This is a genomic window from Herbaspirillum seropedicae, from assembly GCF_001040945.1.
GTDB classification, from domain to species: Bacteria; Pseudomonadota; Gammaproteobacteria; order Burkholderiales; family Burkholderiaceae_D; genus Herbaspirillum; species Herbaspirillum seropedicae.
Genome location: NZ_CP011930.1, coordinates 751,287 through 771,337, shown reverse-complemented (window position 1 = coordinate 771,337; position 20,051 = coordinate 751,287). Strand labels below are relative to the sequence as shown.

The window sequence follows — 20,051 nt, the reverse complement described above, 5'->3', positions numbered from 1 at the left end:
TCCAGTGTTCTTGCGATGATTCAGGCGCGCTTCTGGCGCCGCGCCATGTCGGCGGCGGCACGCACGGCCACCAGCATGCTGCCATGGTCGGCATGACCCAGACCGGCGGCAGCCAGGTCGAGGGCCGTGCCATGATCGACCGAGGTACGGATCAGCGGCAGGCCCAGCGTGATGTTGATGCCATGACCAAAGCTGGCGAACTTCAGGACCGGGAGGCCCTGGTCGTGGTACATGGCCAGCACGCAGTCGGCGTCTTCCAGGTACTTGGGCTGGAACAGGGTGTCGGCCGGATACGGTCCACGCGCGTCGATGCCGCGCGCGCGCGCCGCTTCCAGCGCGGGGCTGATGACCTCGATTTCTTCACGGCCCAGGTAGCCATTCTCACCGGCGTGCGGGTTCAGGCCCGTGACCAGGATGCGCGGGCGGGCGATACCGAACTTGCTGCGCAGGTCGGCGTGCAGGATGTCCAGCGTGCGCGCCAGGCTGTCGGCGGTAATCGCCGCCGGGACATCCTTCAAGGCCAGGTGGGTGGTGGCCAGCGCCACGCGCAGGTGGGGCGACTGGCCGCCGGCCAGCATCATCACCACTTGCGGCGTGTGGGTGACCTCGGCCAGGTATTCGGTATGCCCAGTAAAGGCCACGCCGGCATCATTGATGGTGCTCTTTTGCAGCGGCGCGGTAACGATGGCTGCGAACGCCCCCGACAAGGCGCCCTGCACGGCCAGGTCCAGTGTCTGCAGGACGGCGCGGCCATTGCGCGCATCCAGCACGCCAGGACGGACGGGTTCGGCCACCGGGCAATCGATGACGGTCAGGCAATCGGTGGGGAAATGCGGCAAGCCACTGTTGCGCCAGGCCTGGATGGAGATGGCCGCCACGCGCATCTGCGCATCGATCTCATAGGCGCTCTGGGCCAGCAGGGCGGCATCGCCCAGGAGGATGCAGCGCACTTCGTGGCGCAGCTCCCAGGCAGCACGCAGCGAGATCTCGGGACCAATGCCTGCCGGTTCACCGCAGGTCAGCGCGAGGATGGGTCGGTTCATGGCGTCTCACGATATCGGGCTTCAAAAAATGCAAGGGCCGGCTGTGCGGCCGGCCTCTTGCGCGGACAAGGGCGCAGATGCGCCCGCTGCCGGACTTATTCGTCGTTGCGGTATTCGACGTAGGCGCGGTCGCGGATCTGGCGCATCCAGTCTTCGGTGGCTTCATCGATCTTGCGTTCGCGGATGGCCTGGCGTGCAGCCTGGCGGGCGCGCTCCTTGGAAGCGTCATCGGTCTTGCGCTCGACCACCTGGATGAGGTGATAGCCGAACGGCGTCTCGATGGGCTGGCTGACTTCGCCCGGCTTTAACTGATCCATGGCGCGCTCGAATTCGGGCACGGTATCGCCCGGATAGACCCAGCCCAGGTCGCCGCCCTTGGAGGCGGACAAGTCGTTGGAATACAGCTTGGCCAGTTCCTCGAAGGTGGCCGAACCGTGATCCAGGCGCTCCTTGAGTTCGGTCAGCTTGCGCTTGGCTTCGGCGGCGGTGACCACCTGGTTGACCTTGATGAGGATGTGACGCACATGGGTCTGCTGCACCGCCGGTGCGGCAGCCTGGGCGCCGTCCGCCGTGCGGCGGCCGACCAGCTTGAGGATGTGGAAGCCATTGCCGCTCTTCAACAGGCCGCTGACCTGGCCATCCTGCAGCTTGGCCACGCCATCCAGGAACAGCTGCGGCAGGCGGTCGGCAGGACGCCAGCCGAGGTCGCCGCCGGAGAGGGCGTCGGAGGCGTCGGAATAGGCGGCGGCGGTCTTGGCGAAGTCGGCGCCGGTCTTGAGCTGGCGCAGCACATCCTCGGCGCGCTCGCGGCGCTGGGCCAGTTGGTCGGGCGTGGCGTTCTCGGGCACGCGGATCAGGATCTGGGCGATATCCAGTTCCTGGCGCTGGCCGCCGGCGTTGGCTTCGGCGGCAAGGTAGTTGTCGACCTCCGACTCGGTGACCACCACCTTGTTATCCACTTCACGCTCGCGCAGGCGCTGGCTGAGGATTTCGCGGCGGATCTCTTCGCGGAAGCTGGCGTAGTTCATGCCTTCGGCTTCCAGACGGGTGCGGAATTGCGCCATGGACAGCTTGTTCTGGTCGGCGATGCGCTGCATGGCGCGGTCCAGCATGGCGTCATCGACGACGATACCGTTTTCCTTGGCCATCTGGGCCTGGGCGCGCTCGACGATCATGCGCTCCACCAGTTGGCGCACCAGTTGGTCACGCGGCGGCAATTGCACGTTCTGCGCGGACATGCGCTTGACCACGCTGGCCAGGCGATCGGCCACTTCCTGGCGGGTAATGACTTCGTTGTTGACCACGACCATGATCGAATCGACCGGACGGGGCTCCACGCGCGCCTGGCTGGGCGCGGCTGCAGTGGCCTTGGCCGGCGCCGGGGCGGCTGCCTTGGCGGGCGCAGCCGGGCTGGCGGCGGGCGGCTTGCCGTTGGCAGGCGCCGGCTGGGCCGAGGTCTCTGGCGGAGTCACCGGAATGATGGTCGTGGCGAACTGCGCCTGCGCATTGCTGATCACGCCCAGCATGCACAGCAGCGCGGTCACTGTTTTGGTTGTTGCGAGGAGTGGTGTACGCATATTACGCATGGACTGTCGTTGGTTCGAAAAGGTTAGAAGTTGTTGCCGGGGGTAGAGTCTGGCAGGTTCACTTTCTGGTAGCCAGGCACGCTGCTCTTGATGGCGTCCATGGGGTTGGAGCCGATCTGGGAGAAGCCGTTGAGTTCAAGCTGGAAGAAGAAGCCCGTGGAGGCCTTGGTGGACGAGGTGGGGATACGTTGCGCCACGACACGGAAGACCCAGCAATCGGCCTTGTACTCGAGGCCCAGCAAGCCTTCGGCCACGGTACGATCGGGAATGGAATAGTTGATGCGGCCCACCGCGTAGATACGCTGGGACAGCGGCCACTGGCCCGATACGTCGACCTGCTTGAGCGGATCGAGTACGCCCGTGTAGGGATTGACGTAGGTGCGGTCCAGACGGTATTGCAGGTTCAGCACGCGCTTGGGCGCGGGTTGCCAGCGGATCCCGAAGTTGGAACGCACCATCTGGCGCAAGGTCTCGCTGTACTGCACCGTATTGTCGGTGGAGAATTCCCGCGTGATCTGGCCGCCCAGCGCCAGCAGCAGATCGGACTTGCTGCCCAGGCTGCCGGAGGACGTAGTGGTGGTGGCCGTGGTCGAGGTGCTGGTGAGGTCGACCTTGGGGTCGGCAAAGTAATAACGCTGGCCCACGGTGGCGCGCAGGCGCTCCAGGCCGTTTTCCTCGATCAGGCGCGAGGTCACGGCCGCCGTCAACTGGTTGGCGTCGCTGATGCGGTCGTGGCCGACGAAGCGGTTCTCACTGAAGATCTGCGCGAAGTTGAAGTCTGCCAGGCCCGAATCGAAGATCGGCAGCTTGGTCTGGTCGCGGTAGGGCGTGCGCACGTAGAACAGGCGCGGCTCCAGCGTCTGGGTCATGCTGCGCCCGAGCAGGTCGGATTCGCGCTCGAAGATCAGCCCCGAATCCAGCGACAGCGTCGGCACCGTGCGCGTGAGGTTGGTCTGCTGGCCCGGCGCGAGATTGTTCAGCTTGTAGCTGGTGGCGTCCAGGGTGACCTTGGGCGTGATGAAGTAACCCGGCCGCACGATGGGGTAGGACACCGACTGGGTCAGGTAGGCGCGATCGCCACCGACCAGGGCGCCACTGGAAAAGCGCGTGAAGTCGGCCACGGTGTTGAAATCGAAACCACCAATATCGTATCGGGTGCCGTTGAAGGTGATCTGCGGCACACGGTCATACGGCTTGACGATGGGGGCGTTCACGTCCTGTAGCAACTGGTACTTGGAGACCTGCCCCACCAGGGTCCAGTAGGTGCTGCTGTAGGTCAGGCTGGCAGTGCGTGGCAATAGACGCGTAGTGCTGCCGGTGATGGAGTGAGAGAAATCCGACGCATAATCGTTGTCCGAAGCCTTATTCAGATTCCAATCCAGCTGCAGTCCCGGCGCCAGAATTTGGCTATGGCGCGAAGACAGCGAATAGCGCCCCGTTCCCGTCACCCTGTCCTGAATGCCTTCGGCGTTGAATACCCCGTTGTAGGATTCGCCCATGTAACGCGTCTCGGCCCCCATCTGCAATCCGCGCCGGGCGATGTACTTGGGCACCAGCGTCAGGTCATAGTTGGGCGCCAGATTGAAATAATAAGGCACGGCAAGCTCGAAACCGCCGGTGCTGGTCGCGCCAATGGTGGGAGGCAGCACACCGGACTTGCGCTCTCCAGAGAGGGCGAAGGACATCCAGGGAGCCGCCAGGATCGGCACATCCTTGAAATACAGCAAGCCGCCGCGCACGGTGCCGACGTCACGTCCGCTGTCCAGGTCCATGGTGTTGGCGCGCAGATACCAGTCGGGATCGGGGGCCTCGCAGGTGCTGTAGGTTCCCTGGGTCACCAGCGCCTGGTCGTCGGAGATGAAATCGATGCGCTCGGCCTTGCCGCGCCCGCCATTCTTGCCGATCAGATAAGTCGGGCTGCTGACATACCCCGCGCCGGTCCCCATGTTCATTTCGGCGTGGTCGCCGGTGTACTGGTCTTGCAGGCGGCGCATCCAGACGTGGCCGGTGGCTTCGACCTCGTCCTGGATGATGCGGTATTCGGCCTTGTCGGACTTGATGGTGGTCGGTCCCTTGACCACTTCGACGTCGCGATCCAGGTTGACCTGGCGGTCAGGGCGACCGGTCATCTGCTCGGCGCTGACGTTGACGGGCGCGTCCTGGTCCTGCGCAGGCGCGGCAACTGGCGCAGGCAGGGTCATCTGCGCATACACGGAAAGGGGCAACAGCGCCGAGGCCGAGGCCACGGCCATCGCCGAGGAGAACAGACGCGCCAGCCGCCAGTTGACAGTACGTTCAGTTAAAGACTTGGAAAACCGGATCATGAAAAGAGTGGCCAGATACCGTGCAGGCGGATTTTTTGGGATGAATCCCTTATTATATGGGAACTCAACCTCGTCAAACGATTTCCTCCGATAGTTCATGTCTTCACCTGGCTCCCCCCCTGATCCCCGTCTGTCCGAACTGCACACCTGGCTCGCCTCCCTGGCCGATACCCCGGTGCTGCCCGCTACCCTGCGCCCGGCCTCGGCCGACGCCAGCTTCCGCCGCTATTTCCGGGTGGATACCCCGGACGGCGGCTCGGCCATCGTCATGGATGCGCCCCCTCCCCAAGAGGACGTGCGTCCCTTCGTCGAGGTGGCAGGCCTGTTCGCCGCGACCGGCGTGACCGTCCCCAAGGTGTTGGCGCAGGACTGCGAGCGTGGCTTCCTGCTGCTCTCCGACCTGGGTTCGACCACCTACCTGTCGCAACTGTCGGCCGATAGCGCGCACGCACTATACATGGATGCGATCGAGGCCCTGGTACTTTTACAAGCGCAAAGCAAGCCCGAAGCCCTGCCTGAGTACGACCGCCCCCTGCTGCTGCGCGAGCTGGAGCTGTTCCGCGAGTGGTATATCGGCAAGCACCTGGGCGTGACGCTCACCGACGAACAGAACGCGGTGCTGGACAAGACCTTCGACGCCATCCTGGCCAACAACCTGGCCCAGCCCCAGGTCTACGTGCACCGCGACTACCATTCGCGCAACCTGATGGTGCTGCCCAAGGGCAATCCCGGCATTCTCGACTTCCAGGACGCCGTCTACGGCCCCATCACCTACGACCTGGTCTCGCTGCTGCGCGACGCCTACATCCAGTGGGATGAAGAGATGGTGCTGGACTGGGCCATCCGCTACTGGGAAAAGGCGCGCCGCGCCGGCCTGCCAGTCACGCCCGACATCGATACCTTCTACCGCGACTTCGAATGGATGGGCCTGCAGCGCCACCTGAAGGTGCTGGGCATCTTCGCCCGCCTGTGGCACCGCGACGGCAAGGATGGCTACCTCAAGGACATCCCGCTGGTGATGGAATACACCCTCAAGACCGCGCGCCGCTACGTGGCCTTCACGCCCCTGGTGCGCCTGATCGAGAAGCTGGAGCAGGAACACGCGCCCAAGTTCGGCTACACCTTCTGAGGCGCCGACCATGAAAGCCATGATCTTCGCAGCCGGCCGCGGCGAGCGCATGCGTCCGCTGACCGATAGCTGCCCCAAGCCGCTCCTGAAAGTCCGTGGCCGCCCGCTCATCGTCTGGCAGATCCTCTCGCTGGTACGCGCCGGCATCACCGAGATCGTCATCAATCACGCCCACCTGGGCCAGATGATCGAGGACACCCTCGGCGACGGCAGCCGCTTCGGCGCCCGACTGCTCTACTCGCCCGAAGGCACGGCGCTGGAGACTGCCGGTGGCATCGCCCAGGCGCGCCACCTGCTGGGGGAACAGCCGTTCATCGCGGTCTCGGGCGACATCTGGTGCCCGCATTTCGACTACAGCGAACTGCTGACCGTGCTGGAAGACGAAGACCCCTGGGGCAAGCCGCTGCCGGAAGACCAGCGCGACATGGCCTGGCTGTACCTGGTCAAGAATCCGCCCTTCCATCCGGAGGGCGACTTCGCCCTGAACAACTTTGCGCTGGCCAACGAAGGCCAGCCCAAGCTGACCTTCGCCAACATCGGCGTGTATCGCCCGCAGATGTTCGACGGCATCCCCCCCGGGACCCACGCCAAGCTGGGACCGCTGCTGCGCCAATACGCCGACCAGGGCCGCATCGGCGGCGATGTCTATCGGGGTGAATGGCACAACGTCGGCACCATCGACCAACTGGAAGCACTGAACCTGCCACCGCAAGGAAACCGACCATGAGCTTCGACGCCTCCCCCTTCGCCGCCCGCCGCGCCCGCCTGCTGGCCAGCCTGCAACAAGCCGGGGGCGGCGTTGCCATCATCCCGACCGCGCCCGAGGTGATGCGCAACCGTGATGCCGATTATCCGTATCGCCACGACAGCTACTTCTACTACCTGACCGGGTTCACCGAGCCGGAAGCGGTTCTTGTGCTGGTAGCCGGCAAGGAAAACCGCAGCATCCTGTTCTGTCGCGACAAGAACCTGGAACGCGAGATCTGGGACGGCTATCGCCACGGTCCGCAGGCCGCACAGCAACTGTTCGCGCTGGACGCGGCGCATCCCATCGAAGAACTCGACAAGAGCATGCCCGCCCTGCTCTCCGACGCCCGCGCCGTGTACTACGCGCTGGGCCACGATGACAAGCGCGATGCGCAGTTGCAGCGCTGGCTGCAAGGCGTGCGCGCCCTGGCCCGCAGCGGCGTGTCGGCGCCTGCGGCCGTGGTCGATGTGAGCGTGCTGCTGGATGACATGCGCCTGTTCAAGGACGCCTACGAGATCGACGTCATGAAGCGCGCCGGCATCATCTCCGCCGAAGCGCATTGCCGCGCCATGCGCATCTGCCGTCCTGGCCTGCGCGAATACCATCTGGAAGCCGAACTGCTGCACGAATTCCGCCGCAACGGTTCGCAATACCCGGCCTATGGTTCCATCGTCGCCACCGGCGCCAACAGTTGCGTGCTGCACTATCGCGCGGGTGACGCCGAGATCAAGGACGGCGACCTGGTCCTGATCGATGCCGGTTGCGAACTGGACAGCTACGCCTCCGACATCACCCGCACCTTCCCGGCCAATGGCGCCTTCAGCGGCCCGCAGAAGGCGCTCTATGAAATCGTGCTGGCCGCACAGGCCGCTGCCATCGCCGAGACCGCGCCCGGCAAACGCTTCATGGATGGCCATGACGCCGCCGTACGCGTACTGGCGCAGGGCATGCTCGATACCGGCCTGCTGGACAAGTCCAAGGTCGGCTCGCTGGAGGATGTGATCGAGAAAGGCGACTATCGCCAGTTCTACATGCACCGTACCGGCCACTGGCTGGGCATGGACGTGCATGACGTGGGCGACTACCGCGACCCCGCCACGACCGACGGCAGCAAACCCTGGCGCACCCTGCAACCGGGCATGGTGCTGACCATCGAGCCGGGCATCTATGTGCGTCCGGGCGAGGGCGTGCCGGAGCAGTTCTGGAACATCGGCATCCGCATCGAGGATGACGCCCATGTCACCCCATCGGGCTGCGAACTGCTGACTACGGGCGTGCCGACCAAGGTCGAGGATATCGAAGCGCTGATGCGCCAGGGCTGAAACACCCTAGCTCTGCAGGCCGTGCATGCGCCGGATCAAGCCCGGCCGGCGCGGCTCCGCTACAATGACGCCTTCCTGAATCTTCTGTAGAAGGCATCTCCCGGCATCATGGAATCCGTCGATTTCGACCTGATCATCTGCGGCGGCGGCCCGGTCGGCCAGAGCGTGGCCGGCCTGCTGGCCCGACGCCAATTGCCTGCCGCACGCATTGCGCTGGTGGACATGAAGTCGCCCGAACAGGCAGCGGCCGATCCGCGCACCATCGCCCTCTCCTACGGCAGCCGCCAGATCCTCGATGAACTGGGCGCCTGGGACGACATCGGCCGCAGCGCCACCGCCATCGAACAGATCCACGTCTCGCGCCGCGGCCACTTCGGCCGCACCCTGCTGGACCGCAAGGATTACCAGTTGCCCGCGCTGGGCTATGTAGCGCGCTATGGCGAAGTCAACCGCGCCCTGGCCTCGGCCATCGCCCCGCTGGGACTGAGCCTGATGCGGCCTGCCGAAGCCCAGCAGATCGAGGAAGAAGACCAGCACGTCGCCGTCACGCTCAAGGATGGCCGCATACTGCGCGCGCACCTGGTGATCCAGGCCGAAGGCGGTGTCTTCGGCGAGCAGCAGCACAAGACCCTGCAGCGCGATTATCAGCAACTCGGCATCATCGCCCATGTGCAGGCCGATGGCGTGATCGCCCATCGCGCCTTCGAACGTTTCACCGATGAAGGCCCGCTGGCCCTGCTGCCGCAGGACGACGGCTATGCGCTGGTGTGGTGCGTGCGCCCGGCCACCGGCGAACAATTGATGGCGCTGGAGGATGCCGGCTTCCTGGCGGCCTTGCAGCGCACCTTCGGCGAACGGGTGGGCCGCTTTACCCGTATCAGCCCGCGCCACGCCTTCCCGCTGGGCTTGAACGCCCGCCCCGGCCAGAGCCGGCGCGTGGTGGCCATCGGCAATGCCGCCCAGACCCTGCACCCGGTGGCCGGCCAGGGCCTGAACCTGGGCCTGCGTGACGCCCGCGTGCTGGCCGATGTGCTGGCGCGGGAGATCTCCCCCCAGGCCTTGCAGGCCTTCGAGCGCCAGCGCGGCCAGGATCGCAGCCTGACCATCCGACTGACCGACCTGATGGCCCGCATCTTTGCCGGCTCGCCCCAGGGTTCTCCCCTGCAAGCGGCACTGGGCCTGTCGCTGGGCGCCATCGACCTGCTCCCCGGGGCGCGCGGCCTGCTGGCCGAGCACATGATGTTCGGTCGCCGATGAGGTGAATAATGCTGCAGTTGCGCGACGTCCTGTCGTCGCGCAGGCGGTCAGGAAATGCGACAATGCTGACTTGCGGCGTCCGCCGCTCCACCCAGCATTCCATCCAGCAGATCTGCATTTGCCATGAAACAAGACCCGCGCTTCAAGAATCTCTTCATCCTCGACCACCCGCTGATCCAGCACAAGCTCTCGCACATGCGCGACAAGCGCACCTCCACGCGCACCTTCCGCGACCTGCTGCGCGAGATCACGCTGCTGATGGGTTACGAGATCACCCGCGACCTGCCGCTGACCACCGAGACCATCGAGACCCCGCTGGTGACCTATGAAGCCCCGGTGATCGCCGGCAAGAAGCTGGCCGTGGTGCCGGTGCTGCGCGCGGGCGTGGGCATGAGCGATGGCCTCCTGGAACTGATCCCCTCGGCGCGCGTGGGCCATATCGGCGTCTACCGCGACCAGAACCACCAGCCGGTGGAATACCTGGTGCGCCTGCCGGACCTGCAGGATCGCATCATGATCCTGTGCGACCCCATGGTCGCCACCGGCAACTCGGCCGTCTATGCCGTGGACGCCTTGAAGAAGCGCGGCGTGCCAGCCTCGCATATCATGTTCGTGGCGCTGGTGGCGGCGCCGGAAGGCGTGCAGGTGTTTGCCGATGCCCACCCCGACGTCAAGCTCTACGTCGCTTCGCTGGATTCGCACCTGGATGAGGATGCCTACATCGTGCCGGGCCTGGGCGATGCCGGGGATCGTATTTTCGGCACCAAGTAAGCGCCGCTCTGCGCTTCTGCGGAAGCAAAGGAAAACGGGCTACGCAATCACTGCGCAGCCCGTTGTCATTTCTGCTGGAGCAGACGAAACTCAGTCCACCGCCTTGACCATATCCTCGATGACCTTCTTGGCGTCGCCAAAGACCATCATGGTCTTGTCCATGTAGAACAGTTCATTGTCCAGGCCGGCGTAACCGGCGGCCATGGAGCGCTTGTTCACGATCACGGTCTTGGCCTTGTAGGCTTCCAGAATCGGCATGCCCGCGATGGGCGACTTGGGGTCCTTGGCCGCCGGGTTGACCACGTCGTTGGCTCCCAGCACCAGCACCACATCGGCCTGGGCGAATTCGCTGTTGATGTCTTCCATCTCGAAGACCTGGTCATACGGCACTTCGGCCTCGGCCAGCAGCACGTTCATGTGACCCGGCATGCGGCCAGCCACCGGGTGGATCGCGTATTTCACGGTCACGCCGTTGTGGGTCAGCTTTTCGGTCAATTCCTTCAGTGCGTGCTGGGCGCGCGCCACGGCCAGGCCGTAGCCGGGCACGATGATGACGGTTTCGGCATTGCCCATCAGGAAGGCCGCATCATCGGCCGATCCCGACTTGACGTTGCGCTGCTGCTGGGCGCCGCCGCCGGCCGCCGCCGCGTCGCCGCCAAACCCGCCCAGGATCACGTTGAAGAAGGAGCGGTTCATCGCCTTGCACATGATGTAGGAGAGGATCGCGCCAGAAGAACCGACCAACGAACCGGCGATGATGAGCATGGAGTTGTTCAGCGAGAAGCCGATGCCCGCCGCCGCCCAGCCGGAATAGCTGTTCAACATCGACACCACCACCGGCATGTCGGCTCCGCCGATGGGGATGATGATGAGCACGCCCAGCGCAAAGGCAATCGCCGCCATGATGATGAAAGGCAGCCAGTTCTGCGTGAGCACGAAGATGATGCCGAAACCGATCATGGCCACGGCCAGCAGCAGGTTCAGGAAATGCTGGCCGGCGAAGTTGACCGGCGCGCCCTGGAACAGGCGGAACTTGTACTTGCCCGAGAGCTTGCCGAAGGCGATCACCGAGCCAGAGAAGGTGATGGCGCCCACGAAGGTGCCGATGAACAGTTCCACCCGGTTGCCCACGGGGATCAGTTGCCCGTGCGCCGAAATGCCCAGCGCCCATGGCTCGGCCACGGCAGCCACCGCAATGCAGACGGCGGCCAGACCGATGAGCGAGTGCATCGCCGCCACCAGTTCGGGCATCTTGGTCATCTCGACGCTGCGCGCAAGATACGCCCCGATGCCGCCACCGACGATCACGCCGCCGGCCACCAGCAGGTAACCGATGTCACCGGAAGGATTGCCGCCCTCGCCCTTGATCTTGACGATCAGCGCCAGCGTGGTCAGCACCGCAATCACCATGCCGGCGATGCCGAAGCTGTTGCCGCGCCGCGCCGTGGCCGGGTGCGACAGGCCCTTCAGGGCCTGGATGAAGCAGATCGATGCGATCAGGTACAGCAGGGTCACCAGGTTCATGCTCATGCTTGTTCTCCCGACTTGGCCTTGGGCTCTTTCTTCTTGAACATTTCCAGCATGCGCTGGGTCACCATGAAGCCGCCGAACACATTGACCGCCGCCAGCGCCACGGCCAGCGTGCCGGCGATGCGACCCACCGGTCCTTCAGTGAGGCCAGCGGCCAGCATGGCGCCGATGATGATGATGGCCGAGATGGCATTGGTCACCGCCATCAGGGGCGTATGCAGGGCCGGGGTCACGGTCCAGACCACGTGGTAGCCGACGTAGATGGCCAGCACGAAGATGATCAGGTTGATGATGGTATGGCTGACTTCCATGGTGTTCCTCCTTGTTGTGCGGTCCGCCGGTAAAACTGCTACAAGCGGGCCGAACGGTTCTTGGTGAGGGTCAGATCGCTTTGAGGCTGGTGATGCGGTTCTTGTCGTCCACGAAGACCACCTTGGGCTTGTAGGTAGCGACTTCTTCATCGCTCATCGGCGCATAGGTGCAGATGATGAGCAGATCGCCCAGGTGCGCCAGGCGGGCGGCCGCGCCGTTGAGCGAGATCTCGCCGCTGCCGCGCTTGCCGCGGATGGCGTAGGTGGAAAAACGTTCGCCGTTGTTGACGTTGTAGAGTTCGATCTTCTCGAACTCGCGGATGTCGGCGGCTTCCAGCAGGTCTTCGTCGATTCCGCAGGAGCCTTCGTAGTTCAGGTCGCACTGGGTGACCGAGGCGCGATGGATCTTCGCGCGCAGCATGATGCGTTGCATGTACTTCTTCCTTCTTGATTCCGAAATTGATGGGCTTGGTGGGGCTGAAAACGCCCGGGTTTTCTGCCGACCCGGGGCGGCAGATTCATTTGCGCAGGATCTCGCCGCCCTGGCAGAGCAGCGTGGCCGCGACGATATCGTCTTCCCTGTTGATGACCAGCTTGCCTTCGGCATCGATGATCAGTTTCAGGAAATCCAGCACGTTGCGCGCATACAGCGCCGAGGCATCGGCCGCCACCAGGGCCGCCAGGTTGCCTTCGCCGATGATGTGCACGCCATGCTTGATGACAGTCTTGCCGGGTTCCGACAAAGGACAGTTGCCGCCCTGGTCGACCGCCATGTCCAGGATCACCGAACCGGGCTTCATGGCCTTGACCGTGTCTTCGCTGATCAGCACCGGCGCCTTGCGGCCGGGGATCAGGGCGGTGGTGATGATGATGTCGGCCTGTTTGGCGCGTTCGTGGACCAGTTCGGCCTGGCGCTTCATCCAGTCCGGCGGCATGGGGCGGGCATAGCCGCCCACGCCTTGGGCGATCTCTTTTTCTTCCTCGGTCAGGAAGGGCACGTCGAGGAATTTGGCGCCCAGCGACTCGATCTGCTCCTTCACGGCCGGGCGCACGTCGGAGGCTTCGATCACCGCGCCCAGCCGCTTGGCCGTCGCGATGGCCTGCAGGCCGGCCACGCCGGCGCCCATGATGAGCATGCGGGCTGCCTTGACGGTGCCCGCAGCGGTCATAAGCATGGGCATGAAGCGCTGGTAGGTATTGGCGGCCATGAGCACGGCCTTGTAGCCGGCAATGTTGGCCTGCGAGGACAGCACGTCCATGGACTGCGCCCGGGTGGTGCGAGGCGCCGCTTCCAGGGCGAAGGCGGTGAGGCCGGCGGCCGCCATGGCGGCGATGTTGTCGGCGTCGAAGGGGTTGAGCATGCCGATGACGACGGTGCCAGGCTTGATGCGGGCGCGTTCGGCCTGGTCAGGGGCGCGCACCTTGAGGAGGATTTCCGCGGTAAAGACGGCGTCGGCGCTGCCGATGCTGGCGCCGACGGCGACAAAGGCCTCATCGGGAATGCTGGACTTCAGGCCTGCGGCGGACTGGACCATCACTTCGTGCTTTGCGGCAACCAGCTTCTTGACGGTTTCCGGGGTCGCCGCGACCCGCGTTTCTCCGTCCCGGCTTTCGGCGGGAATCCCAATCCTCATGCGAAGCTCCTTGTTGTTGAATTCTTACCGCGATCTTACACGACTCGTCTTGCCCGCCGACAGATTTACGGCTTCGGCGGACAAGGCGCCCGCGGCCCGCAGCGGGGCTTTGCGCTGAAGAGTCGGCGGCGACAGGGTAAAATGCCGGATTCACGAGGTCATCAATGTCTGAAGTCTGGAAACCCTCTGTCACCGTGGCCGCCATCATCGAGCGCGGCGGCCGCTTCCTGATGGTGGAAGAGCATAGCGCGGGCGGCTTGCGCATCAACCAGCCGGCCGGCCACCTGGAACCGGGCGAGTCCCTGGTCGACGCGGCCGTGCGCGAGGCGCTGGAAGAATCGGCGCACGTCTTCACGCCAACGGCGCTGGTGGGCACTTATCTTTCACGCAACGTGTCGTCCTCGCGCGGCGGCCTGTCGGCCACCTACCTGCGCTTCGCCTTCGCCGGCACGGTGGGCGAGCCGCTCGAACGGGCGCTGGATGAGGGCATCCTGCGCGCTGTCTGGATGACGCGCGAGGAACTGGCGGCCTGCGCCCAACGCCACCGCAGCCCGCTGGTGCTGCGTTGCGTGGACGACTACCTGGCCGGCCAGCGGGCGCCGCTGGAACTGGTGCATACCGATCCCAGCGCGATCGGACCCTTGGCGGATCAGGATCAATAAGCAGCAGCGGCGCGGCTGCGCGCATAGAACGGATAGAACATGAGCAAGAAAAGAGTGGTCATCGGCATGTCGGGCGGCGTGGATTCGTCGGTCTCGGCGTGGCTGCTGAAGGAACAGGGATATGAGGTCATCGGCCTGTTCATGAAGAACTGGGAAGATGACGACGATTCGGAATACTGCTCCACCCGTGAAGACTGGATCGACGCGGTCAGCGTCGCCGATGTGGTGGGCGTGGATATCGAAGCAGTAAACTTCGCTTCTGAATACAAGGACCGCGTCTTCGCCGAATTCCTGCGCGAATACCAGGCCGGCCGCACGCCCAACCCGGACGTGCTGTGCAATGCCGAGATCAAGTTCAAGGCCTTCCTCGACCACGCCATGAAGCTGGGCGCCGACCTGATCGCCACCGGCCACTACGCCCGCGTGCGCCAGGGTCCGCAGGGCGACTTCCAGCTGCTCAAGGCGCTCGACGCCAGCAAGGACCAGAGCTATTTCCTGCATCGCCTGAACCAGGAACAGCTCTCGCGCACCGTCTTCCCCTTGGGCGAGATCCACAAGACCGAGGTGCGCAGGATCGCCGAGCAGCTGCAGCTGCCCAATGCCAAGAAGAAGGACTCGACCGGCATCTGCTTCATCGGCGAGCGCCCCTTCCGCGAATTCCTGAACCGCTACCTCTCCTACAAGCCGGGCCCGATCAAGACCGCCGACGGCCAGACCGTGGGCGAACATGTGGGACTGTCGTTCTACACGCTGGGCCAGCGCAAGGGCATCGGCATCGGCGGCCTCAAGGCGCACCAGAATGCCGATGGCCATGGCGATGCCTGGTACGTGGCGCGCAAGGATGTGGAAAACAATACCCTCTACATCGTGCAGGGCCATGACCATCCCTGGCTGCTCTCGCCCACCCTGTCAGCCGGCCAGGTCAGCTGGGTGGCCGGCCATGCCCCGCAAATGGCTGCGCTGTCGGCCAAGACGCGCTACCGCCAGGCCGATGTGCCCTGCGGCTTCAGCGATGCCGGCGCCAGCTTCTCGCTGGCCTTCGACACCCCGCAATGGGCGGTCACCCCAGGCCAGTCGGCTGTGCTGTATGACGGCGACGTCTGCCTGGGCGGCGGCATCATCGAAAACGGAGCCTTGCCGGACTGAAGTTACCCATCAGCAATCAGATCGGACGCCCTGCAGCGATTTCGCTACAGGGCGTTTTCTTTTTGGCAACATTGACAGCTCCTGTAGGCTGGAACTGTTTCCCCGCTGCAGCCAAATGATAAAAATTATCAATCACACCGATAAAAGGGCTTGCAATCCAGCCGCAAATGGCAAATAATCTAAATAAGAATTGTTCGCATTTAATAGGAGGTGATTGTAATGAGCCAACTGAACGACCACAGCATGGAACGTCGCAACAAGCCCGGCACCACCGCCAACGGAACGCCGATCACCCGCATCAAGAGCACGGACCTGTTCCGTCAGATGCGTGAACTGGAGATCGATCACGGTGGTCGCATCTACAAGTTGCGACTGACCCAGTTGAACAAGCTGATCCTGACGGCCTGAGCCGTCCGGTATCAGACCAGGTGGATAAACAGGCCAGCCAGCGTTGATCGTCAGACGCGTCGCCAGCCAAGCTAGCCTAGTGAGGAGAGTTTGATGGTTACCGACAACATGACGTCCGCATTCGTGGAACCCAACGGCGCGCCGGCACAACCTGAACTTCTGGTTTCCGCCGTACTGCATCTGATGTCGCACTACACCGCCAACAACAGCCAGGAAACGCAGAGCTGCGTGAAACTGGCCTCGGTCATCGAGAGGCACCTGAAGGCCTTGGCGGAACTGCCCAACCTGGCGCCGGTCTTGCGGGCGACGTGCCAGCAACTGTCGGAACAGTGGGCCACCGTAGTGGAGCGGACGATGCCGCCGCCGGAAAAATTCAATTTCTTCTCGCGCATGGTTGCAGGAGCGAGATCCGCATAGGGCCTGTTGAAGCAGGCAGCGAGGCGTACAATGATCGTATGTGTTTGTAACAACATCTCCGAGGGAAAGATCCATCAGGCGGTCGATGCAGGCATGACATCCATGGCCGAGTTGCGCAAGCAGCTCGGCGTTGGCACTTGCTGCGGCAAATGCCATTCCTGCGCCAAGAACGTCTTGCGTGAATGCCTCAGCAGCGCACGTCAAACACAACAGGGCGTGCGGCCGGTGGTCTTCCACCCGTCGCTGGCTGCCGCCTGAACCAGATCAATGAACGCCACGTCCCCCTTACTCATGAGCATGTCCCCACCCAGCGCACTGATGCGCCAGGCACGCAAGATTGGCCCCCTGGGCCTGATCATCCTGTTGCATATCGCTTTTTTCTGGGCGCTGCAAAGCGGCCTGGTCAAGCAGGCCGTCAATGCCGTGCCCAAGGAAGTGATCGCCACCTTCATCGTTCCCGAGAAAGCACCTGAGCCGGCCCCGCCCAAGGCCCAACCGGCGCCGCCCAAGGAAGTGAAGATCGTCAAGAAGGCGGTGACGCCGCCCAAACCCATCCCGGTCACCGAAACGCCCGCTCCCACGGCCATCACGGCGCCGCCGCAACCGCCGCAGCCTGCCGCCCCGGCGCCACAGGTGGCCGCCGAGCCGACCCCGGCGCCCGCCGCGCCGCCCGGACCGGTGCTGCCCAAGCAGATCACCTCCGGCATCGAATACATCGAACGCCCCAACCCGACCTATCCCAGCGTCTCGCGCCGCATGGGCGAGGAAGGCGTGGTGGAATTCCGCGTGACCGTCAACACCAGCGGCCGCGCCGAGAAGGTCGAGATCACCAAGTCCTCGGGTTATTCACGGCTGGACGACGCCGCCCGCAACGCCATCATGCGCGCCGTCTTCAAGCCCTACATCGAGAATGGCAAGGCCATTACCGTCAGCACCGTAGGCAGCCTGGCCTTCCGCCTGAACTAAAAGCCGCTTTCGTATCACCATCCCCATCATTGACAGAAATAGAAGGAAACATCATGGAAGTTAGTCCGTACGGTCTGGAAAGCCTCTGGGCGCAAGGCGATTTCGTCACCAAGGGCGTCGCCGTCCTGTTGCTGGCCATGTCGATCGCATCCTGGTACGTGATCATCACCAAGGCGCTGCAGCTGCTGCGCTTGCGCAAGGCCTCGGCGGCGGCTGGCCATCAGTTCTGGGATACCACCAACCTGCCCGAAGGCGTGGCCACCCTGGGCCAGGACAATCCCTTCGCTGAAGTCGCCAAGGCCGGCGTGACCGCGATGAGCCACCACACCGCCCACAAGGGCCATCTGCATGACCAGCTGTCGGTGAGCGACTGGGTCACCCTGTCGCTGCGCCAGGCCATCGACGAAGCCTCCGGCAAGCTGCAAGCCGGCATGGCCGTGCTGGCTTCGGTGGGCTCCACCGCTCCCTTCGTGGGCCTGTTCGGCACTGTCTGGGGCATCTATCACGCGCTGGTGTCCATCGGCACCACCGGCCAGGCCAGCATCGACAAGGTGGCAGGCCCGGTCGGCGAAGCCCTGATCATGACCGCGCTGGGCCTGGCCGTGGCCATCCCCGCCACCTTCGGCTACAACGCCCTGGTGCGCGGCAACAAGACCATCCTCGCCAAGCTCAACAAGTTCGGTTTCGACCTGCACGCCCTGTTCGTCACCGGCGCCCGTGCTGCCGGTGAAGATGGCCAGCCCAATGGCGGCAAGGCCAAGCTGACCGCCGTCGGGAGGGCGTGATGGCGATGGGTTCCCTGTCCGATTCGGACGACGACTTCAACCCGGAGATCAACACCACGCCGCTGGTGGACGTGATGTTGGTGCTGCTGATCATCTTCATCATCACCATTCCGGTCATGAACCATGCGGTCAAGATCGACCTGCCCAAGGCCAGCAGCCAGCCGGATCAGGTCAAGCCGGAAAGCATCAACCTGTCCATCGACGCCAGCGGCAATGTCTTCTGGAATGAAGAAAAGATCGATAGCGGCGAATTGAGCGTACGCATCGCCGCCGCCGCCCAGAAGCAGCCGCAACCCGAGCTGCATCTGCGCGCCGAACGCACCACCCAGTATGAGAAGGTGGCGCAGGTGATGTCGGCGGCGCAATCCGGTGGATTGGCCAAGATCGGCTTCGTGACGGATCCTGACAAAAAATAACCTTTCGGTCGCCCGCACAGCATGCGGGCAAGCGATGCCAACGGTAGCAAACATCCTGCCATCTAGGCTTTACAATAAGAACCTCTTTCGCTTGGCGAAAGAGGTTTTTTTTTGATATTTTTGGCAAGCGACAATAGAGGCAAGAATGATTCCCGCTAATTGTTGATGATGAATTGAAACGCCTGGGCTATGATCCCGTCCGTCCGCAGCCAGGCAGCGCAACGTCACCCAGCAAAGCGGTCTCTTTCATCCACATTTCTCGTACAAAGGCGTCCCATGAAAGGCGATCCCGCAGTCATCAAATTGCTCAACGCTCAACTGACCAATGAGCTCACCGCCATCAACCAGTATTTCCTGCATGCACGCATGTACAAGCATTGGGGCCTGGACAAGATCGGCGCCAAGGAATATGCCGAATCCATCGGCGAAATGAAGCATGCCGACAAGCTGATCGACCGCATCCTCATGCTCGACGGTCTGCCCAACCTGCAGGCCCTGCACAAGCTGATGATCGGCGAGAACACCCCGGAGATGCTGCAATGCGACCTAAAGCTGGAGCAGGCCGCCCAGAAGACGGTCAAGGAAGGCATCGCCACCTGCGAACAGCATGGTGACTACGTCTCCCGCGAGCTGTTCCAGATGATCCTGGACGACACCGAAGAACACATCGACTGGCTGGAAACCCAACTGGACCTGATCGACAAGGTCGGCATCCAGAATTACCTGCAGAGCCAGATGTCCCCCGCCGGCGAATAAGGCGGAACAGGCAAACAAAAAGCGCGCTTCATGAAGCGCGCTTTTTTATGCCCGACACCCGCTCCGATCAGATGTGCGGCGCCGTGTCCTTGAAGGAAACCCGCTCGGAGACCTTGTCGAACAGGCGCGCCAGCATGGGATAGTCCTCGCGCCAGGCCAGGTCGGGGAAGCGGAACGCCAACCAGCCCAGCGCACAGCACACCGCCACATCGGCCAGGGAATAATGGTTGCCGACACAGAAGGGCTTCTCGCCCAGGCCGTCCGCCATCGCCTTCAGGGAAGCCTCGACCTTGCTCCATTGGCGCTTGATCCATTCCGGGCTTTGCTGCTTGGTCGGGCGCAAGGTCTTTTCCAGACGCACCAGCACGGCCGCATCCAGCATGCCGTCGGCCAGCGCTTCCCAGCATTTGATCTCGGCGCGCTCGCGGCCATTGGGCGGCAGCAGCTTGCCTACCGGCGTGAGGGTATCCAGATACTCCACGATCACGCGGGAATCAAACATCGCGCCCCCATCATCCATCAGCAGACAAGGCACCTTGCCAAGGGGATTGCTTTGCTGGATGGTGGTCGACGCGCTCCAGACATCTTCCAGGATGAATTCGTAATCGATCTTTTTTTCGGCCATCACGACGCGCACCTTGCGCACGAACGGACTGGCATTGGAGCCGATGAGTTTTAGCATAGCGTTTCGAGTAATGTTCTGGCTGGATTATAACATTCGCATTTTCTGCCTCATTCTGGAAGCCCCGTGTACAAACGGGAAAGCAACACCCCGCTAAAACTGGGCCGTGGCGCCGCCCAATGGTAGAATTGCCGGCCCGGGCGATTGCGGTTCTGCAG

22 protein-coding genes are annotated in these 20,051 nt (G+C 63.6%); 14 read left to right on the top strand and 8 right to left on the bottom strand.

Features of this window, described 5'->3' with window-relative positions; all coding sequences use genetic code 11:
- Positions 1-20 precede the first annotated feature (20 nt).
- The 3 genes from pdxA to ACP92_RS03525 form a co-directional block, all read right to left on the bottom strand.
- Entirely contained in the window at positions 21-1,043 is a 1,023-nt protein-coding gene (gene pdxA / locus ACP92_RS03535; RefSeq protein ID WP_013232743.1) for a 4-hydroxythreonine-4-phosphate dehydrogenase PdxA, read from the bottom strand.
- A 95-nt stretch (positions 1,044-1,138) separates the two neighbouring features.
- Positions 1,139-2,629 carry a peptidylprolyl isomerase gene (locus ACP92_RS03530; protein ID WP_013232742.1) on the bottom strand — a complete coding sequence of 497 codons (1,491 nt, stop codon included), beginning with the start codon at positions 2,627-2,629 and terminating at the stop codon, positions 1,139-1,141.
- A 23-nt stretch (positions 2,630-2,652) separates the two neighbouring features.
- Positions 2,653-4,953 carry an LPS-assembly protein LptD gene (locus ACP92_RS03525; protein ID WP_013232741.1) on the bottom strand — a complete coding sequence of 767 codons (2,301 nt, stop codon included), beginning with the start codon at positions 4,951-4,953 and terminating at the stop codon, positions 2,653-2,655.
- Positions 4,954-5,050: 97 nt separating this feature from the next.
- On the opposite strand from ACP92_RS03525, the gene ACP92_RS03520 reads away from it, so the two are divergent.
- The 5 genes from ACP92_RS03520 to upp all read left to right on the top strand — a co-directional run bounded on the left by ACP92_RS03520 (position 5,051) and on the right by upp (position 10,180).
- Positions 5,051-6,082, top strand: coding sequence for an aminoglycoside phosphotransferase family protein (locus ACP92_RS03520; protein WP_013232740.1), 1,032 nt, complete (start codon positions 5,051-5,053; stop codon positions 6,080-6,082).
- Positions 6,083-6,092: 10 nt separating this feature from the next.
- Positions 6,093-6,809 carry an N-acetylmuramate alpha-1-phosphate uridylyltransferase MurU gene (gene murU / locus ACP92_RS03515; RefSeq protein WP_013232739.1) on the top strand — a complete coding sequence of 239 codons (717 nt, stop codon included), beginning with the start codon at positions 6,093-6,095 and terminating at the stop codon, positions 6,807-6,809.
- Positions 6,806-8,152, top strand: a complete 1,347-nt coding sequence (locus ACP92_RS03510) for an aminopeptidase P N-terminal domain-containing protein (protein ID WP_013232738.1) — start codon at positions 6,806-6,808, stop codon at positions 8,150-8,152. The genes murU and ACP92_RS03510 overlap by 4 nt, the downstream gene beginning before the upstream one ends.
- A gap of 108 nt (positions 8,153-8,260) precedes the next feature.
- Positions 8,261-9,409 carry an FAD-dependent monooxygenase gene (locus ACP92_RS03505; RefSeq protein WP_013232737.1) on the top strand — a complete coding sequence of 383 codons (1,149 nt, stop codon included), beginning with the start codon at positions 8,261-8,263 and terminating at the stop codon, positions 9,407-9,409.
- Positions 9,410-9,532: 123 nt separating this feature from the next.
- Positions 9,533-10,180, top strand: coding sequence for a uracil phosphoribosyltransferase (gene upp, locus ACP92_RS03500; protein ID WP_013232736.1), 648 nt, complete (start codon positions 9,533-9,535; stop codon positions 10,178-10,180).
- Positions 10,181-10,270: 90 nt separating this feature from the next.
- On the opposite strand, the gene ACP92_RS03495 is transcribed toward upp, so the two are convergent.
- The 4 genes from ACP92_RS03495 to ACP92_RS03480 all read right to left on the bottom strand — a co-directional run bounded on the left by ACP92_RS03495 (position 10,271) and on the right by ACP92_RS03480 (position 13,655).
- Positions 10,271-11,710: an NAD(P)(+) transhydrogenase (Re/Si-specific) subunit beta gene (locus ACP92_RS03495; RefSeq protein WP_013232735.1), complete on the bottom strand. Its 1,440-nt coding sequence runs from the start codon at positions 11,708-11,710 to the stop codon at positions 10,271-10,273.
- Positions 11,707-12,021: an NAD(P) transhydrogenase subunit alpha part 2 gene (locus tag ACP92_RS03490; RefSeq protein WP_013232734.1), complete on the bottom strand. Its 315-nt coding sequence runs from the start codon at positions 12,019-12,021 to the stop codon at positions 11,707-11,709. Before ACP92_RS03490 ends, ACP92_RS03495 begins: the two co-directional genes overlap by 4 nt.
- A 70-nt stretch (positions 12,022-12,091) precedes the next feature.
- Positions 12,092-12,454, bottom strand: coding sequence for an aspartate 1-decarboxylase (panD, locus tag ACP92_RS03485; RefSeq protein ID WP_006461708.1), 363 nt, complete (start codon positions 12,452-12,454; stop codon positions 12,092-12,094).
- Between the two features lie 85 nt (positions 12,455-12,539).
- The gene (locus tag ACP92_RS03480) at positions 12,540-13,655 is read right to left on the bottom strand and encodes a Re/Si-specific NAD(P)(+) transhydrogenase subunit alpha (protein ID WP_013232733.1); all 1,116 of its coding nucleotides are present in this window, start codon (positions 13,653-13,655) and stop codon (positions 12,540-12,542) included.
- Positions 13,656-13,819: 164 nt separating this feature from the next.
- On the opposite strand from ACP92_RS03480, the gene ACP92_RS03475 reads away from it, so the two are divergent.
- The 9 genes from ACP92_RS03475 (at position 13,820) to bfr (ending at position 19,211) form a co-directional block, all read left to right on the top strand.
- Positions 13,820-14,317: an NUDIX hydrolase gene (locus ACP92_RS03475; RefSeq protein ID WP_013232732.1), complete on the top strand. Its 498-nt coding sequence runs from the start codon at positions 13,820-13,822 to the stop codon at positions 14,315-14,317.
- 39 nt (positions 14,318-14,356) lie between these two features.
- Positions 14,357-15,463: a tRNA 2-thiouridine(34) synthase MnmA gene (gene mnmA / locus ACP92_RS03470; protein ID WP_013232731.1), complete on the top strand. Its 1,107-nt coding sequence runs from the start codon at positions 14,357-14,359 to the stop codon at positions 15,461-15,463.
- A gap of 219 nt (positions 15,464-15,682) precedes the next feature.
- The gene (gene hemP, locus ACP92_RS03465; RefSeq protein WP_041310121.1) at positions 15,683-15,871 is read left to right on the top strand and encodes a hemin uptake protein HemP; all 189 of its coding nucleotides are present in this window, start codon (positions 15,683-15,685) and stop codon (positions 15,869-15,871) included.
- 93 nt (positions 15,872-15,964) lie between these two features.
- The gene (locus ACP92_RS03460) at positions 15,965-16,288 is read left to right on the top strand and encodes a hypothetical protein (RefSeq protein WP_013232730.1); all 324 of its coding nucleotides are present in this window, start codon (positions 15,965-15,967) and stop codon (positions 16,286-16,288) included.
- A gap of 30 nt (positions 16,289-16,318) precedes the next feature.
- Positions 16,319-16,546 (top strand): (2Fe-2S)-binding protein, encoded by a 228-nt coding sequence (locus tag ACP92_RS03455; RefSeq protein WP_013232729.1) that lies wholly within the window; start codon positions 16,319-16,321, stop codon positions 16,544-16,546.
- A gap of 9 nt (positions 16,547-16,555) precedes the next feature.
- The gene (locus ACP92_RS03450; RefSeq protein WP_013232728.1) at positions 16,556-17,254 is read left to right on the top strand and encodes an energy transducer TonB; all 699 of its coding nucleotides are present in this window, start codon (positions 16,556-16,558) and stop codon (positions 17,252-17,254) included.
- Positions 17,255-17,307: 53 nt separating this feature from the next.
- Entirely contained in the window at positions 17,308-18,039 is a 732-nt protein-coding gene (locus ACP92_RS03445) for a MotA/TolQ/ExbB proton channel family protein (RefSeq protein WP_013232727.1), read from the top strand.
- Entirely contained in the window at positions 18,039-18,455 is a 417-nt protein-coding gene (locus ACP92_RS03440) for an ExbD/TolR family protein (RefSeq protein WP_013232726.1), read from the top strand. The genes ACP92_RS03445 and ACP92_RS03440 overlap by 1 nt, the downstream gene beginning before the upstream one ends.
- Before the next feature lie 276 nt (positions 18,456-18,731).
- A complete protein-coding gene (gene bfr, locus ACP92_RS03435) occupies positions 18,732-19,211 on the top strand; it encodes a bacterioferritin (RefSeq protein WP_013232725.1) in 480 nt (159 codons plus the stop codon).
- Positions 19,212-19,278: 67 nt separating this feature from the next.
- Here bfr and ACP92_RS03430 read toward each other — a convergent pair whose 3' ends face one another.
- Positions 19,279-19,893, bottom strand: a complete 615-nt coding sequence (locus ACP92_RS03430) for a glutathione S-transferase family protein (RefSeq protein WP_013232724.1) — start codon at positions 19,891-19,893, stop codon at positions 19,279-19,281.
- Positions 19,894-20,051: the final 158 nt, after the last annotated feature.

Bases quoted from the DNA above. Each gene is read 5' to 3' on its own strand.
- ACP92_RS03505 (WP_013232737.1), top strand. From the start codon at position 8,261: ATGGAATCCGTCGATTTCGACCTGATCATCTGCGGCGGCGGCCCGGTC.
- hemP (WP_041310121.1), top strand. From the start codon at position 15,683: ATGAGCCAACTGAACGACCACAGCATGGAACGTCGCAACAAGCCCGGC.
- ACP92_RS03530 (WP_013232742.1), bottom strand. From the start codon at position 2,629: ATGCGTAATATGCGTACACCACTCCTCGCAACAACCAAAACAGTGACC.
- ACP92_RS03475 (WP_013232732.1), top strand. From the start codon at position 13,820: ATGTCTGAAGTCTGGAAACCCTCTGTCACCGTGGCCGCCATCATCGAG.
- ACP92_RS03510 (WP_013232738.1), top strand. From the start codon at position 6,806: ATGAGCTTCGACGCCTCCCCCTTCGCCGCCCGCCGCGCCCGCCTGCTG.
- ACP92_RS03440 (WP_013232726.1), top strand. From the start codon at position 18,039: ATGGCGATGGGTTCCCTGTCCGATTCGGACGACGACTTCAACCCGGAG.
- ACP92_RS03450 (WP_013232728.1), top strand. From the start codon at position 16,556: ATGAACGCCACGTCCCCCTTACTCATGAGCATGTCCCCACCCAGCGCA.
- mnmA (WP_013232731.1), top strand. From the start codon at position 14,357: ATGAGCAAGAAAAGAGTGGTCATCGGCATGTCGGGCGGCGTGGATTCG.
- ACP92_RS03460 (WP_013232730.1), top strand. From the start codon at position 15,965: ATGGTTACCGACAACATGACGTCCGCATTCGTGGAACCCAACGGCGCG.
- ACP92_RS03455 (WP_013232729.1), top strand. From the start codon at position 16,319: ATGATCGTATGTGTTTGTAACAACATCTCCGAGGGAAAGATCCATCAG.
- pdxA (WP_013232743.1), bottom strand. From the start codon at position 1,043: ATGAACCGACCCATCCTCGCGCTGACCTGCGGTGAACCGGCAGGCATT.
- ACP92_RS03495 (WP_013232735.1), bottom strand. From the start codon at position 11,710: ATGAGCATGAACCTGGTGACCCTGCTGTACCTGATCGCATCGATCTGC.
- panD (WP_006461708.1), bottom strand. From the start codon at position 12,454: ATGCAACGCATCATGCTGCGCGCGAAGATCCATCGCGCCTCGGTCACC.
- ACP92_RS03520 (WP_013232740.1), top strand. From the start codon at position 5,051: ATGTCTTCACCTGGCTCCCCCCCTGATCCCCGTCTGTCCGAACTGCAC.
- bfr (WP_013232725.1), top strand. From the start codon at position 18,732: ATGAAAGGCGATCCCGCAGTCATCAAATTGCTCAACGCTCAACTGACC.
- ACP92_RS03490 (WP_013232734.1), bottom strand. From the start codon at position 12,021: ATGGAAGTCAGCCATACCATCATCAACCTGATCATCTTCGTGCTGGCC.
- ACP92_RS03430 (WP_013232724.1), bottom strand. From the start codon at position 19,893: ATGCTAAAACTCATCGGCTCCAATGCCAGTCCGTTCGTGCGCAAGGTG.
- ACP92_RS03445 (WP_013232727.1), top strand. From the start codon at position 17,308: ATGGAAGTTAGTCCGTACGGTCTGGAAAGCCTCTGGGCGCAAGGCGAT.
- upp (WP_013232736.1), top strand. From the start codon at position 9,533: ATGAAACAAGACCCGCGCTTCAAGAATCTCTTCATCCTCGACCACCCG.
- murU (WP_013232739.1), top strand. From the start codon at position 6,093: ATGAAAGCCATGATCTTCGCAGCCGGCCGCGGCGAGCGCATGCGTCCG.
- ACP92_RS03525 (WP_013232741.1), bottom strand. From the start codon at position 4,953: ATGATCCGGTTTTCCAAGTCTTTAACTGAACGTACTGTCAACTGGCGG.
- ACP92_RS03480 (WP_013232733.1), bottom strand. From the start codon at position 13,655: ATGAGGATTGGGATTCCCGCCGAAAGCCGGGACGGAGAAACGCGGGTC.